The following is a 14,857-nucleotide window of genomic DNA, read 5'->3' on the forward strand; positions in this document are numbered from 1 at the left end:
GATTAGTTACCTCTGCGTCAATAGATGTACGTATGGGTTTTATTTTCTGGGGATACATGTCAATCTACAATAAACCTTTTCTAAGTTTCTGAAAGTAATTACTGCTGCTTAAGTATCGGGGCTAGTAAGTCACAGACAATGTTGTTTGGCTGTCTTGTCTTGAAAGGATTGGCTACTATCGACTAAGTGCTTATTGGTATTCTCTACCCGCAACATCAATAAGGATTAAGGCGTGAGTCATCTTCTATTCGTTACGGAAGATGGCGTCGCTCATCCAAGCTGGCATTGATGAGGTCGCTGATTTAAGGATTTCAAATTCTTTTGCACCTAGTTTGTGGCTAATTTTCTCGATTAGAGTAGGTGTTACTTCCGTTTTACCAAGATACCATATGGCTGAAAGAGCAAGTCCTGCTAGACGTCTAGCCAACATCAGCTTACGTTGGTAAGTATGCTGTAGACGTATTTGCATCTTACCAATGCTGATGTAATAACTATTTAGATGCTCAAATTTTGGCAAAAATCTAATGAACAGACAAATGAACGTGCTTACCTGTTCTTGCCAGCATGTCTACTAATGCATCAATAGTAAACTTAAAGGCCTTCTTATTTATTACGTCTGAAACTCGCGGACGTGTTACACCGAGGATTTCTGCAGCTTCTGCTTGTTTTAGTTTTTTTGTATCAATCCAAACTGACAGCTCTGTCATTAAAGAATCTTTGATGGCCAGCTTTTCAGAAATGATGCGATCTGAATTTGCTTTTAGTAAAGCCGCCTCTTTTGGCTCGAATCCTAAATCAAGAAATACGTTTCCACCAACAGGGGTGATGTGTACGGACTTGGTATTTTTCATTTTTTACTCCTTTCCTGTATTAGTGCCTTGTATCTTGTGGCAGTAATTTCTTTATCATGATTGCTGGTTGATGTGGTTTTCTTTTTAAAGCAGTGTAATACATAAACTGCTTCAGGAAACTTAGCTACATACATTACACGAAACCAACCGTCACCCAGATTGATACGGATTTCTTTAGTACCCGGACCGACAATATCGAATGGCTTCCAGTCATCAAGCTCAAGCCCAACCTGGACTTGGCTAAGTTGATGACCGGCTTCTTTGCGTGCACTGGGCGTGAAAATATCATTATTCTTAATATCTCGAAGCGATGAACCTCTCCAGTCAATTGGCTTTTCATTCATAAATTTTTCTCTTCCAGTATTGTATCAAAACTTATACGTTTTACAATAGGCTCGATAAAGATGAAATTACTTGAAAATGCAAATTAAGCTATCGTTTGAAATACCATATGCTCCAATCTACGACTTTTTTCACAATAATCATTTTACAATTACAGGTTATGGACAAGAGAATTGAGTGAAGAGAGAGTGAGGCCACCCCAGTTTTACAATCCTTTTTTTTAGTAATCGAATATGTATTAGCAGAATAATAGAGTAAATGATTCATTGTATTATTTAGATCTAAATTAACAAAGGTCATTTCACTCATATGAGTATCGACAAAAATATTGGTGTGAAAATAGATGTTGCGACAGAACATGATTTGAATGGCATTTTGGCTCTACAAAGCGTTAATCATTTTTCGAATGGTGGAAGTTTGTCTGCCTTCATTCCGCATCCACAATTGATTTTAATGATGGAAGCGCTACCACAGATAGTGGCAAGACAAAATGGGTTGGTGATTGGGTTTTTACTCAGTTCTACGGTAGAAATGTGTAAAGATATTCCAATACTTCAGTCGATGCTTGAAGCGTATCCTGAGCGTACTCATGATGCTTATGCCTATGGTCCAATCTGTATTGCGGCAAGTGAGCGTGGCAAGGGTCTCGCGCAGGAAATGTATACACGATTACGATGTTTGCTTCCAGGGCGTGAGGGAGTATTGTTTATTCGCAGTGATAATGAATCATCTCTGCGCGCACATCGCAAGATGGGTATGCGAGAGGTTTCACATTTTGACTTCGCTGGAATTGATCATACAGTTTTATCCTACATTGGGTAGAAATGAAAGTACTGAATTGCCCATGTAGGGCTAATGGTCAACTTATTGCGATATTGTTTTAATCAATCTATTAGTACCTGTTAAACATTGTTATAACAGAGACATCAAGTATTTTAATACACATATAATATTTGCGTTTACTAACGAATTAACTCCAAAAAAGGATTACAGTTCTAAGTTTGGGTAAATAATATGTAGTTTCTGACACATAGTGTTGAAGTACAGTCTTAGCCGCAAGTGAAAGGAAGCAGAGTAAGAAAACTTGTTCAAATCGAGGCAGAAAGAATATTAAGTGAGCTAAATGAGCACCTATTTTTCAAGTTCATTTTATAGGGGCAAGTTTGGGGGCAAGTTATTTTTTAAAATAAATATTATGTTTTAAAAACAATGGCTTATATTATTTTTTTTGTAGAGCTTACCTCCATCATCTTCTATTTTCCTACCTTTTTCACTTCATTCCAAAATATCTTATAATTCTCCAAATAGATTAATAACTCATTGTTTTTAAATGATTTTTTAATGAAGCATTAAATAAATCAAAAACTTATAAAATTAATAAGTATACCCGAGAGAAAAAGTGATCTTCGTAAGACGACTGGCTCAGTCGGTAAAGAGTTTCTTCAAAGGGGAAGCGCACCAGCACTTGTTTGAAGTCGCTACCCTGTAGAATTCCAGTACATGTATTTACCAAGAGGCTAATTGCGTCTTGATGGGCATAGGCAGCTTTCCCGTACTTGATGTGAGTGCCTTAAGGCCCATCAGCTGTCGGTAGCGTGCTTAATTTACCGTTATTTGAGGCGACCACAGCTCAATTGACAGGGCATAATTTGGTATACGCAATCTACATATACATTTTTCGGGGGGTGGGGAATACTATGACTATTTTATCAACACCATCTAGCCCGAAATAGCCAAGCTATTTCGCAACAACTGCAGGCAGGAAGTGCGCATACCCGTTGAGTTCGAGTTGCAGTCGCACCGTGTACTGATCCACCGTGAAGGTGGCAGACTCATATTCGAACCATTCACCCGGCCAGCAAACATTGTCGAATTACTGTAAGTATAAATCACCGGAGCTTTATGTTTTTTTGTTTCCTGCTCAACTTAAATAGTTAATAATATTTAGCTTGAAGTGGTTCTTTTCACTTGAAATAAATAAAAAAGGAAGACATGAAGTCTTCCCGTGAAAAACAATCTAACTAATTTAATTATTATGTTTACTATTTGAACACATATTCAAAATAAACGCTATAAGTTTTTAGAATTAATATAAAAAAAGAACACAATCAATGTGTCCTTAAAAATAATTACAGGGGGTTGTAATTACCTACTCAATATAAAGAAATTGTGTTTGGATTATGTTGCAGTAGCGCAATTAGTTTTGATCCATACCATTACTTTTTCTTATATTTTTATTTCTATAAGAAAATATCTATTATCTTAATGATTATCAACAGATTTCTTAATCTTTATTTCTCAACTATCAAATTACACAAACAAGTTTTGGTTTGAATGATGGATATTTGTCTAAAGTTTTTTAAAATATTAGCTAGCGGCAAATTTGTTAAGGAGACCGTTGCTCAGCATATCAAGCGTTTAAAGCAAATAAATAAATCTGCACAATGACTTGGCAGCTTTTCTTTACCGAGCAATATAATAAGCGTGCCGCGAAATTCTCAAAGCTTCACCATGATGTAGAAACTCAATATGCCAAAACATTAGAGTTACTAGAACTCAACCCACACCATCCATCACTTCGGTTATATGGTTTGCCCGAAAAATTAGATGGCTTACAAAGTATTGTTATTAAACTTAAAATATCGCATCGTCATAGAAATGATCATCACCGAAATAGAAATTGTTTTAATCAATGTTGGTGATCATGATGCGGTGTATTGTTTCTAATTGAGCGCAAAATAATTTGACAACTAAATGCTGTCGATGTCATTTCGGAAAAATGTGAAACTGCTGAAAGCCAATAAATTCAGTATTTGGCGGGCAGTAAGTCTTTCTATAATTAGACCTAATGTGCAGAACTGTTTTAGTCCCTTATCCTAGCTTTTCAATCCTCTGTTCTACCAACTGAGCTACCAGACCAAGGCTTGAAATTATAAAGGAAACTGGATTTTAGCAGAGGAAATGTGGGTAAAATGCGCTTACTCCGCATGATTTTGCTTGATTCTAAGCTTGGTGGAAATGTTGAATCCTGCTTACGGTAGTGTATGTTTTGACAGATAATCCACTAGAATTTTCAGTAAATCGAAGTAACATAATAACTGATAAGCTTCTTATCGTTAGACTCATCACACTTGTATTCCGTTTTGTGGTTTTGTTGAGAAACTTCAGTCCGAATAAATAAGTGTTTGGTTATTAAATAGTACACCCCTAGGCCATAGCTAGGGCCATTTAGTCGTTGATAGTTCCTGAGACTAGGGATTGAATTGACTGTTCCAAGCAGACCTCATAATTTACATAACTCGCTTTTTGAAATGTGTTTGTATTTCAAATTAGCATAAAAAGATAGAACTATCCTTTTATTAACTTACTCAAGTCGTTATTTGTCAAAAAAGTAAGGAACCTAATCAATTGGGTGACTATTGTGTTTTAATCGATAAGTAACCGCTTATAAAACCAATATAAAGAGATAACTTTTTTAAAAAATAACTATAATTACAAATGTTAATCTAATTATAGATAATTATTTTTAAAATGGAGTATTAGTTGACTAACGCTATTTCTACTAATAAAAATTATAGTTCCGGTTTTTTTGAAGCTATAGTTTCATCATCTGATGACGCTATTATCTCCAAAACATTAGATGGGAAAATAACCACTTGGAACCCTGGCGCTGAAAAAATATTTGGTTATCGAGCAGAAGACATAATTGGTTGTTCAACGATGGTCCTAATTCCAAAGGAACGTCAATACGAAGAGCAAGAAATCTTATCAAAGATCTCATTGGGTGAGAGAATCTCACATTTTGAGACGATTAGAAAAAGAAAAGATGGCCGTTATATCAACGTATCTGTAACTATATCTCCAATTTTTGATGAACAAGGAAAGATAGTAGGTGCATCAAAAATTGCCCGTGATATTACAAACCAAAAAAAGATTGAAGCTGAACTAAAGGAAAATGAATCTCGGCTGAACTCCATTTTCGATACTACACCAGATGCAATAATCGTTTGCAATTCAGATAAGATTATAAAGATGGCGAACCAACAAGTCGAAAAATTATTAGGCTACTCAGTTACAGAAATAATTGGCAAGTCTTTAGAAGACGTTATCCCTGAAGAAATACAAGATTTATTTTTTGAATCAACTCATCAAAATTCGTTGTTAGATAATATTTTGAGCAAGACCTCTGAGAGATTAACAATAAAAGTAAAAACAAAAGACAATATAAAACGTGAGGTAGAAATTAATGTAAGTAGAATTAAAAACGAAATTTATGATTATCTTGCCTGTTCCTTACGTGATATTGAAGAAAGAAAAAAAATCGAACAAGAATTAATTCAACGTGCTATGCACGACCCGCTCACTGGATTACCTAATCGAATATTTATCCAAGAAAGATTAACAAATGCATTAAAGTACTCTCAGAAAAATGGAAGTTTAGTAGCTATACTCTTTATTGATCTTGATGGATTCAAGCCAATTAATGATTTATATGGTCATGAAACCGGTGATGAAGTACTCAAAATAATTTCGAATAGATTGGCTGAACAGGTTAGACCCAGTGATACTGTAGCTCGATTATCAGGTGATGAATTTGTTATTCTTTTTGAACAGGTCGATCAACCCTCATCATTATCAGCACTTGCTGAACGAATTAATACAGTATTAAGAAGGCCTATTGAGACAGAGGGAAGAGTATTATTTCTCAGTGCAAGTATAGGTATTGCATTAGGTAACTGTAATACACAGAATGCTGACGAACTATTACGTCAAGCAGATACTGCCATGTATTCAGTTAAAGAAAAAGGGAGAGACAGTTGGGCGTTTTTTAATGAAAACTTACAAAAACTTGCACAAAAACGTCTTGAAATAATCAATGGGCTAAGATTGGCTATAGAGAATAATGAATTGTCTATTCGTTTTCAGCCTATTGTAGAGTCTGAGTCGGGTCGCATTGTCAGCGCAGAATTATTATTACGTTGGCATCTTCTTGGAGAAGAGATTACACCGTCACAGTTTATTCCTATTGCAGAATCTAGTCGTATTATTCTAGAAATTGGTATTTGGGTATTTCGTGCAGCATGCCAAGCTGAAAAAGAATGGCGTATCAAATGGGGCGATAAAGCCCCCACCGTTTCAGTGAATTTATCTGTTCGTCAATTAAGTGACGTCACGTTGGTAGACGAGTTTTCGTCCATAATTCATGAGTTTGATGCAAATCCAAATCGCATTTTACTTGAAATTACTGAAACCTCGTTAATGACTGATATCGAGAACAATATTTTAGTATTAAGACAGCTTTCAGCATTAGGGTTACGTATAGCTATTGATGATTTTGGTACAGGAAACTCATCACTTGCACAATTAACCCGTCTACCTATTTCGGTTTTAAAAATTGACCGTATTTTTATTGAAGAACTGGACAACAGTGACGAATCAAGATCGATCATTCGCGCTATTATTGGTCTTGGACATTCGCTTGATTTGAAACTGATTGCAGAGGGTGTTGAGACAGGTAATCAAAGATTACGATTATGTGCATATGGTTGTGATTTTATTCAAGGATATTTTTTTCATAAACCACTAATGATTAATGATTTTACAAAGGTGGTTTCCAATCAACTATTAATTACTACGAGCGCTGAGACCACTTTGTTACTGTATGCCTTGATATATGTGAGCAAAGCGTCTCAAACCATGACAAAAACAGAACTTATGACACTGCAAAAACAAACTATTAATAACAATCTTGACTCAGGTATTTCAGGTTGTTTGCTCTATAGAGAGGGTGAGTTTATGCAACTAATTGAAGGGCAGCGTCAACAAGTCTTAGCTTTATATGATCGTATTAAAAGTGATCCTAGACATATTGACTGTAAAATAATTCTTGAGTCTCCGGTTACTAATAGAGCTTTTCGTGATTGGGGTATGGTAATGCACTATACGACAGAATCACTAACAATTGATCAAATGAGTATTGATGAGACAGTGTCATTATTCGACTTAGCGAAAGACCCTAATTTTTGTTATGACTTTATTACTTCATTTACTAGAAAGAAGGAATATTAATTAATTCCACATAATGAAATTAGATGAACAGGTTCAATTAAAACTTGCTTTTCGTATTAATGATTCAAATTCATTGGCACTAACGGCTTTAGAATATAAAAATCCTTGAGCATAGTCACATCCAAAGGATTTAAGTAAATTCTGTTGTTCATTGGTTTCTACACCTTCTGCGATAGTTTTAATTCCTATTTTATGAGCCATACTGATAATAGCTTCTGTTAGTGCTCTGTTTGATTGATTTTCGTTTATGTTTTTTATGAATGATTGATCTATTTTTATATAATCGATATGAAATTTATTCAAATAGGATAAAGCAGAAAATCCTGTCCCAAAATCATCTATAGATACTTCAATACCTAACTCCTTAAACAGCATAAGTTGTTTTTTCACATTCTCAGAATCGGTAATTAAGGAGCTTTCAGTAATTTCAACGATAATTGCTCCTCTTGGTAGACCTGAAGAGTCTAAAAAATTAAGCCAATGTTGATCTGTTAGTCTATTAAACTGAATTGCTGATTTATTAACACTAATAGGGATTAACTTATTAGTTGATTGTTGAATTCGCTGCGCCATTTTAATGGCTTCTACAAATACCCAATCGCCAATTTCAACAATTAAACCACTTTCTTCTGCTACAGGTATGAACTTATTAGGAAAAACGAGTCCTTTTTTAGGATGATTCCATCGTATTAAGGCTTCTGCTTTAACTAATTCATTAGTTGATAGGTCAATAATAGGTTGGTAATAGATTTCTAATTGATGTAGTCGTACAGCCTCACGTAGCTCATTGGCAATTTTGATTTTATTTTGTACGGTTTTTTGCATTTCTAGTGTAAAAAAACTAAAGCCATTTCTACCTGTTGCTTTTACTGCATACATAGCTTGATCTGCATTCTTTAGAAGATCATCAACAGTTTTTGCATCATTAGGAAATAATGTAACTCCAATACTACAAGAAATATATCCAACATGACCATCTTTCAAATCAAAGGGTTTACTAATTTCATTAAGAATATCCTCAATAACCCTGTTAATATTGATAAGTGAATCATTGCCTGGAAGAATAATGGTAAATTCATCACCTCCTAATCTTGCAAAGGTATCTGAGTCTCTGATCAATGCTTTTATTCGTCGCGTTGTTTCAATAAGTAATAGGTCCCCCTTGGCATGACCTAAACTGTCATTGACGTCTTTGAACTTATCAAGATCAATTAGTAATAAAGCCAGTGTGGTTTTATTACGTATTGCTCTTTTCATTTCTTGCTCGAGTCGATCCTGAAAAAGACGGCGATTAGCTAGACCCGTTAGTGAGTCATAATAGGCAAGACGTTGAATTTGCTCTTCAGCTTGTTTACGGACTGAGATATCTAAAAAACTACCAATGTAGTTTAATACTACTCCACTAGAGTCTTTTACTGCCGTGATAGTAAGTTGACCTGGGTATAGTTCACCGTTTTTACGACGATTCCATAATTCACCAGTCCAAGAATCTAAGGTAGAGACTTGACGCCACATATTTTCATAAAAATCTTTATCGTGTAGACCTGATCTTAATATATTTGGATTTTTTCCAAGCACTTCAAAACTACTATAGCCTGTAACATCTGAAAAGGCTTTATTTACTTTTAAGATATTTTTATTTGCGTCAGTAACGATCATGGCCTCTTGAGATTCAAAAGCTACTGCAGCGATTCTATTTTCATTTTCGCGATCAATTTTTTGTTTTATACCTTTAGCTAAAATACCGATAATGATTGTTAGTAATGATCCAATCAAAAAAACAAAGCCGCCATATTTGTAAGGTAAAATAAAATCAAACCGATTATTGATAGATGCAGAAGGTGTGAAATAAATTGTCCAATCATGATGTGCTACATTGATATGCTTAACCACAGAAAAATTTACATTAAGCGAATTTGTAGGACTTGTTTTCTCACCATCATATAAAATTGTGTTTGGTGTATTTTCTAAACCATCATAAATTTTAAAATTTACATCTTCTTGCTTTAACTCTGAAATTCCATTTATGAAGTCATCAATACGAAAAGGGGAGTATACCCAGCCAATAATATTTTTTTCTTTTTCATCTTCTGATATATGAGGTATGTTTGGTCTATAAATAGGAAGATAAATTAGAAAACCATATTGTGTTTTTTGTTTGGTTTCCTGTACTAGAGTAACTTTTCCAGACATAACCGGTAAACCAATGTCTCTTGATCTATCCATTGCTTCGTGACGTATTTTTTCTGAATACATGTCATAGCCAAATGCACGTTGATTTCGCCAATCGAATGGTTCGAGATAAATGATTGAGGTATATAGAGGTCTCTTGAATTCTGGTTTTATTTGGTAATTTGGAAAACCTTCATTTCTCACTGATGAAATATGTTGTTGTAATTTATTTGCGGGGATAATTAGCGAAAATCCAACTCCTTGAATACCTGGATAAAATTTTTGTAGTTGAAGGTCATCAACGTATTGTTTAAAACGTTCTCTGGTTACTAAATTTGAGGTATTAAATAATGCCCCTGCACCAAATAGTGCTTCTTGATATAAATTAAAACGGTTAGTAATTTTTATCAAAATTACATTTGACTGGTTTTCGAAATAATCAAACGCTTTTTTCTCAGTATATTGTTTAAACTCTGTGACCGTGAGTATTGTAAATACTATAGTTAAAAAGAACGCGAACCAGGTTAGGATCCAATAATTACTTTTTTTAGAGAACGTTTGTTGTGTGTTAGGAAAATTATTTAGTATCAATTTATATTATGAATGGCAAGGTTATTTTTTAGTGTTTTAAAGTAATCCCGATGTTCTGTGTAATTTATTAAAAAAGAAAGTAAATAAATAGTACATTAAATATTAATTATATTATTCTTAAAGTATATCAAATACTTTATGTGGAAGATGTTTTTGTATTTTATAAATAATAATAAGTTTAACTTATTGCTTTTTGAAATTGCGGAAGTTTTTCTTATAAAAAAATATTTTAATGAATTTGCCACTTTTGAGGTAATTCATAATGATTAATCCAGGTTTCTATTTGATCACTTTTCATGGGTTTTGCAATTGCATATCCTTGACCAAAATGACAGCCCATTTCTATTAATTGTTGACCATGTTCAACAGACTCAACACCTTCTGCTACTACTAGTTTATTAAATGCTTCGGCAAGATTCACTATTCCCTTTACCAGCGAGTAGTCACTTTGGTTTGATAACATATCAGAAACAAAAGATCGGTCAATTTTAATGACATCAGCGGGAAGTTGTCTTAAATAAGATAGGGATGAGTAGCCCGTACCAAAATCATCAATTGAAAACTTTACTCCTTCTTCTACACATTGGTTCATTCTTTGAATAGCTGAAGGTAAATCTCCCAGTGTCGCGGTTTCTAATATCTCAAGTCTTATGGGTTTGAGATTATATTTTTTTTGCTTATGGAGTAATTCTTTAATTGTTTTTACAAGTTCTTCTGAGTGATGACAACGGGCGGGTAAGTTAATACTGACTGATAAATTTAATCCAATTTTATGCCAACGACCAATTTGTTGCGAAACCTGATTAACTACCCATTGTGTTAGAGTAAATTCAAAATCAGTGTTTTCAATAAATGGTACGAATTCACTTGGCAAGAGTAAGCCACGCTGTGGATCGTTCCATCTTATGAGCGCTTCAACTCCAAATAAGTCACCTGTGGTCATGTTGATTACCGGTTGATAATATAATTCAAGTTCGTTATTTATGAGTGCTATTTCTATTTTTGATAATAGTTCAGATCTAGCCTCAACTGCATAATCATTTTTAGCATCATAAAAATGTGTTCTATTTCTTCCCTGTTGTTTTGCTGTATACATAGCTTGATCTGCACGACGCAATAATCCCAAACCATTTGTAACATTATCTGGATATATGGCAACGCCAATACTGACTGTAATTCTTATTTCATTTCCTTCAATATAAAAAGGTAATTTTATTGATTCTCTAATTTTTTCTAATATTCGTGTACATTGATCCTTACCTGAAATTACGTTTAACAGTAAAACAAACTCATCTCCACCTAAACGAGCTAACGTATCAATTGAGCGCGTTGCATGATTAACTCTTTTAGCAAATTCGACTAATAATAAATCACCAATTACACGTCCAAAAATATCTGTGATATGTTTAAATTTGTCTATATCAATAAAACAGATAGCTATATTTTGCCCATATTTATTTGAACGAAGGACAGATGCTTCTATATATTCATTGAGTGAGGATCTGTTAGCTAAACCAGTAAGAGGGTCATGATTAATCAAATGTTCTATTTGTGTTTTATTGTTTCTAATTTCAGTGATGTCGGAGATGATGGTAACCAGATAATCAATTCTGCCCTTTAGATCGTATACTCCACGGCTAGCTATATGTGCATATATAATTTCCCCATCTTTCTTTATATATCTTTTATTTAGTTCAAACTCTGTAATTTCACCTCTTATTACTTGATTTAAAGGAGAAATGCTCATTTCAATATCATCAGGATGGGTGATTTCAGCCCAAGACATCTTAGTAAGTTCATCTGCAGAGTAGCCAAGCATTTTACATAGCGCATCATTGACTTCGATAAGCTTTCCATTAACCGCTGACATAGCAGCCATACCAACCATCGCTCTATCAAAATATGCTTTAAAATGTAATTCACTTGCCAGTAATTCATCACGAATTTTTTCTTTTTCTTTTTCGCGATCATAACTATCGAGAGCAAATGAAATATCTCGTGTCATTTCATTTAATAACTCGACTATTTCCGAATCAAATGCATCTTTATCTTTATGATAAACGGCAATAATTGCGTAAGGCTTATTAGACTTTTGTATTGGAAACGTACCGCTACATCCCCAACCATATATTTTTGCCTGTTTATGCCAGGGTCTTGTTAATTCGCTGTGTTGATAGTCCTTAACAATAACCATTTTATTTTCACGCCACGCGATTCCCGCTGGTCCTTTTCCTTCGGGAATATTCTTATCTATGGACATAATCACATGTTGAAAAAAATCTGAGCCTTGACCATAATTTGTAAAGGTTTCTAAACGATTATTTGAAGGATTAAGTTTTCTAACAGTGGCCAGCGCCATACCCCCATAATCCACAGCCATCTTGCATACTAGTGGGAATAGTGTTTCTTCGCTTTCTACTTTAACTATCGCTTGGTTTATATGACTAATTGCCTTATAAAGTTTGGTTATTTTTTCAAGTTTTACTTTTGTAATTTGATAGTCAGTAATATTATTAAAGAAGATTATTTTATATATAGACTCATCATCGACTAACGTTTCTGTAGTAATTTGTACTGTATGAATGCGATTGTCTTTAGATGTCATCTCCACATCGAATGAGACGGATTGATTGTTTGACGAGATTAATTGTTGTTGTAAGAATTCAGCATATTGTGTTTTGTGTAGTTTGGATTCAGGGAAGAGGACTTGAGACAGCTGATTGATGTTTTTAAAAGTATTGATATTAACGCTGAAAAAGTGAATAAATGCCTTGTTAATGCAAAGAATATCACCATGTTCGTTACATAAAATAGCCGCAATTGGAAATGTATTAAGTAGCAGATCATGATTGATACAAGCATCTTTCATTACACACCCTCTTTATCAAATAATTATTTTTCAATTACTACTTTTTTTATTGAATAATTATTAAATTATTATATGTTTTATATTATTACTAAATTATAAACGATAATTATTTTGTTATGACTAAGAGTATGCACAATATCACTAACTAAATGATATTTATCAACTGATTCTACTAATATTTTAATAAAAAAGATATTGACTGGTTGATAGGCTATACGCAGGTGATCGATTATATGGTTATCAGTCAAGAAAGGAGAGTAGGGTAAACTACCAGGCATATATTTCGTTTGATAAACGCAGTAATATACCTGGCTTAGTTGTCTTTATGGTAACAATTGTCCTCTAATTTCGCCTGATTTGTGTTCGGCGCTATGAACATTGACGTAAAGGTGACCCTCTTTTAAGCTTTTCATTTGTTCTTCATTGAGTTTAGTTCCTGATGGAATAGCCCATGTATCTTTATTAACTTTAGACAATTTGATAATTACTGGACCATTTTGACCTGTAGCAGCTTCGTGAACATGGGCCATGGTGCCGTTAATGTTTTTAGTTACAATCTTTCCTGATATAGATCCATCCCCATTTACTGTGATTTCTGCTGTACCTGAAGCAGGAGTATTAACTGCTGGTACTTCTTGAGTGCCGTTAAGACTCACGGTGATAGATTGAGCTGATGCGCTTAAAACAATACCTGTAATAAAAAGACCTGCTATAAATTTAAAAAACGATTGTTTAATATTCATTTAGATATACCTTTTGCCATGGTTGATAAAATGAAAAACGTACTATACTTTAATAAGACAGCATGATGAACTGGTTAGTTTAGATTTATTTTTGTTTGTATTGTGTTGGGCAATAAGCACGTGTGATTTCGCTTGAACGTAATTGTTTATGCTTTGTTTTTCGTCCCGTTACTCTTTCACGCCATAGTTTATATGATTTGGCTTTAAGAGATTTGCGCATCAGCTCTTTAACTTCTTTTTCACTTAGTCTATATTGAGTTTCAATAGCTTCAAATGGCGTTCTATCTTCCCAAGCCATTTCAATTATTCTCGATATGTCTTCTTCTTTTGTAATCATTGGGTTAAAGTATATAGTTGATTTTAAATAAATAAATTACGCTTATGCCATTAATTTCCAAACCTTTCAGGGCACTTATTATAGGTTCTTCAGGTACGATTGGTAGTACTTTTATGCATGTATTAAAGAAACACAGTCTATGCAAAGAAGTAGTAGGGTTAAATCGACATTCAGACCCTTCTATCAATTATTTTTCTCCTGAAACTATACAGCAAGCTTTTGATACTCTAAAAACCAAAGAATTGTTTCAGTTAATTATAAACACAATCGGGATACTTCATAATGAGGATTGGTTACCAGAAAAAAGACTCAAAGATATAAATGAAGTTCAACTCTCTCAGCAGTTTTTAATTAATAGTATTGGTCCTGCATTAACAATTAAATATTTTTCTAATTTATTAGATGTTGAGGGTGGCGTGTTTGCTACCTTATCAGCTAAAGTTGGTAGTATTAGTGATAACCGTTTAGGTGGTTGGTATAGTTATAGAGCATCTAAAGCTGCCCTAAATATGATCATAAAAACAGCAGCGATAGAATTAAAAAGAACTCAACCAAATACAGCTTTAATTGCTCTGCATCCAGGTACTGTGAAATCCAGTTTATCCCGTCCATTTAATGGTGATCGTATTGGTAGAGAACCAGAAGAGGCATGCAACGATATGCTGTCTGTTCTTTTTAATATAGAAAAAGAAGATACAGGACAATTTAAATCATACAGCGGAGAAGATTTACCTTGGTAAATACTTACTAACACAATATAAACGGATGGTATGGTTTCGTACTAATTATTAAAAATAAATATGATTATTTTATTTATTAGGAGTATAGTGAGTTCATCTAACCACGGGAAGCCAAATCGGGAAGTCTACTCCCTCTTCCCGTT

Annotated in this window: 11 protein-coding genes and 1 pseudogene; 5 read left to right on the top strand and 7 right to left on the bottom strand. The window is 33.9% G+C overall.

Going from position 1 to position 14,857, the window contains the following annotated elements:
* Positions 1–244: 244 nt before the first annotated feature.
* From FV185_RS01910 to FV185_RS01920, 3 genes are read right to left on the bottom strand one after another with little or no spacing between them, the layout of a single operon-like run.
* Positions 245–517, bottom strand: coding sequence for a hypothetical protein (locus tag FV185_RS01910; protein WP_197457718.1), 273 nt, complete (start codon positions 515–517; stop codon positions 245–247).
* 4 nt (positions 518–521) lie between these two features.
* Positions 522–851, bottom strand: coding sequence for a helix-turn-helix domain-containing protein (locus tag FV185_RS01915; RefSeq protein WP_067493023.1), 330 nt, complete (start codon positions 849–851; stop codon positions 522–524).
* A complete protein-coding gene (locus FV185_RS01920; RefSeq protein ID WP_067493025.1) occupies positions 848–1,195 on the bottom strand; it encodes a type II toxin-antitoxin system RelE/ParE family toxin in 348 nt (115 codons plus the stop codon). The genes FV185_RS01915 and FV185_RS01920 overlap by 4 nt, the downstream gene beginning before the upstream one ends.
* A gap of 307 nt (positions 1,196–1,502) precedes the next feature.
* Between FV185_RS01920 and FV185_RS01925 the strand changes: the two genes are divergently transcribed.
* From FV185_RS01925 to FV185_RS01935, 4 genes and pseudogenes are all read left to right on the top strand, one after another.
* The gene (locus tag FV185_RS01925) at positions 1,503–2,015 is read left to right on the top strand and encodes a GNAT family N-acetyltransferase (protein WP_197457719.1); all 513 of its coding nucleotides are present in this window, start codon (positions 1,503–1,505) and stop codon (positions 2,013–2,015) included.
* 907 nt (positions 2,016–2,922) lie between these two features.
* Positions 2,923–3,072 (top strand): annotated as a pseudogene (locus tag FV185_RS09825) (antitoxin); the annotation flags it as partial.
* 565 nt (positions 3,073–3,637) lie between these two features.
* The gene (locus tag FV185_RS01930; protein ID WP_197457720.1) at positions 3,638–3,895 is read left to right on the top strand and encodes a hypothetical protein; all 258 of its coding nucleotides are present in this window, start codon (positions 3,638–3,640) and stop codon (positions 3,893–3,895) included.
* A gap of 841 nt (positions 3,896–4,736) precedes the next feature.
* The gene (locus tag FV185_RS01935; protein ID WP_082786984.1) at positions 4,737–7,262 is read left to right on the top strand and encodes an EAL domain-containing protein; all 2,526 of its coding nucleotides are present in this window, start codon (positions 4,737–4,739) and stop codon (positions 7,260–7,262) included.
* A 33-nt stretch (positions 7,263–7,295) separates the two neighbouring features.
* On the opposite strand, the gene FV185_RS01940 is transcribed toward FV185_RS01935, so the two are convergent.
* From FV185_RS01940 to FV185_RS01955, 4 genes are all read right to left on the bottom strand, one after another.
* Positions 7,296–9,845: a bifunctional diguanylate cyclase/phosphodiesterase gene (locus FV185_RS01940; RefSeq protein WP_067493027.1), complete on the bottom strand. Its 2,550-nt coding sequence runs from the start codon at positions 9,843–9,845 to the stop codon at positions 7,296–7,298.
* A gap of 409 nt (positions 9,846–10,254) precedes the next feature.
* Complete coding sequence (locus tag FV185_RS01945) at positions 10,255–12,894, bottom strand: bifunctional diguanylate cyclase/phosphodiesterase (protein ID WP_067493029.1); 2,640 nt, start codon at positions 12,892–12,894, stop codon at positions 10,255–10,257.
* A 323-nt stretch (positions 12,895–13,217) separates the two neighbouring features.
* Positions 13,218–13,637, bottom strand: a complete 420-nt coding sequence (locus tag FV185_RS01950) for a CHRD domain-containing protein (RefSeq protein WP_067493031.1) — start codon at positions 13,635–13,637, stop codon at positions 13,218–13,220.
* Positions 13,638–13,722: 85 nt separating this feature from the next.
* Positions 13,723–13,974 (bottom strand): TIGR03643 family protein, encoded by a 252-nt coding sequence (locus tag FV185_RS01955; protein ID WP_067493033.1) that lies wholly within the window; start codon positions 13,972–13,974, stop codon positions 13,723–13,725.
* Positions 13,975–14,018: 44 nt separating this feature from the next.
* On the opposite strand from FV185_RS01955, the gene FV185_RS01960 reads away from it, so the two are divergent.
* Positions 14,019–14,714 carry an SDR family NAD(P)-dependent oxidoreductase gene (locus FV185_RS01960; protein WP_067493034.1) on the top strand — a complete coding sequence of 232 codons (696 nt, stop codon included), beginning with the start codon at positions 14,019–14,021 and terminating at the stop codon, positions 14,712–14,714.
* The last annotated feature ends 143 nt before the right edge of the window (positions 14,715–14,857 follow it).

The organism is Ferrovum sp. PN-J185 (assembly GCF_001581925.1).
Lineage (GTDB): Bacteria > Pseudomonadota > Gammaproteobacteria > Burkholderiales > Ferrovaceae > PN-J185.

Bases quoted from the DNA above. Each gene is read 5' to 3' on its own strand.
- FV185_RS01930 (WP_197457720.1), top strand. From the start codon at position 3,638: ATGACTTGGCAGCTTTTCTTTACCGAGCAATATAATAAGCGTGCCGCG.
- FV185_RS01945 (WP_067493029.1), bottom strand. From the start codon at position 12,894: ATGAAAGATGCTTGTATCAATCATGATCTGCTACTTAATACATTTCCA.
- FV185_RS01955 (WP_067493033.1), bottom strand. From the start codon at position 13,974: ATGATTACAAAAGAAGAAGACATATCGAGAATAATTGAAATGGCTTGG.
- FV185_RS01925 (WP_197457719.1), top strand. From the start codon at position 1,503: ATGAGTATCGACAAAAATATTGGTGTGAAAATAGATGTTGCGACAGAA.
- FV185_RS01915 (WP_067493023.1), bottom strand. From the start codon at position 851: ATGAAAAATACCAAGTCCGTACACATCACCCCTGTTGGTGGAAACGTA.
- FV185_RS01960 (WP_067493034.1), top strand. From the start codon at position 14,019: ATGCCATTAATTTCCAAACCTTTCAGGGCACTTATTATAGGTTCTTCA.
- FV185_RS01920 (WP_067493025.1), bottom strand. From the start codon at position 1,195: ATGAATGAAAAGCCAATTGACTGGAGAGGTTCATCGCTTCGAGATATT.
- FV185_RS01950 (WP_067493031.1), bottom strand. From the start codon at position 13,637: ATGAATATTAAACAATCGTTTTTTAAATTTATAGCAGGTCTTTTTATT.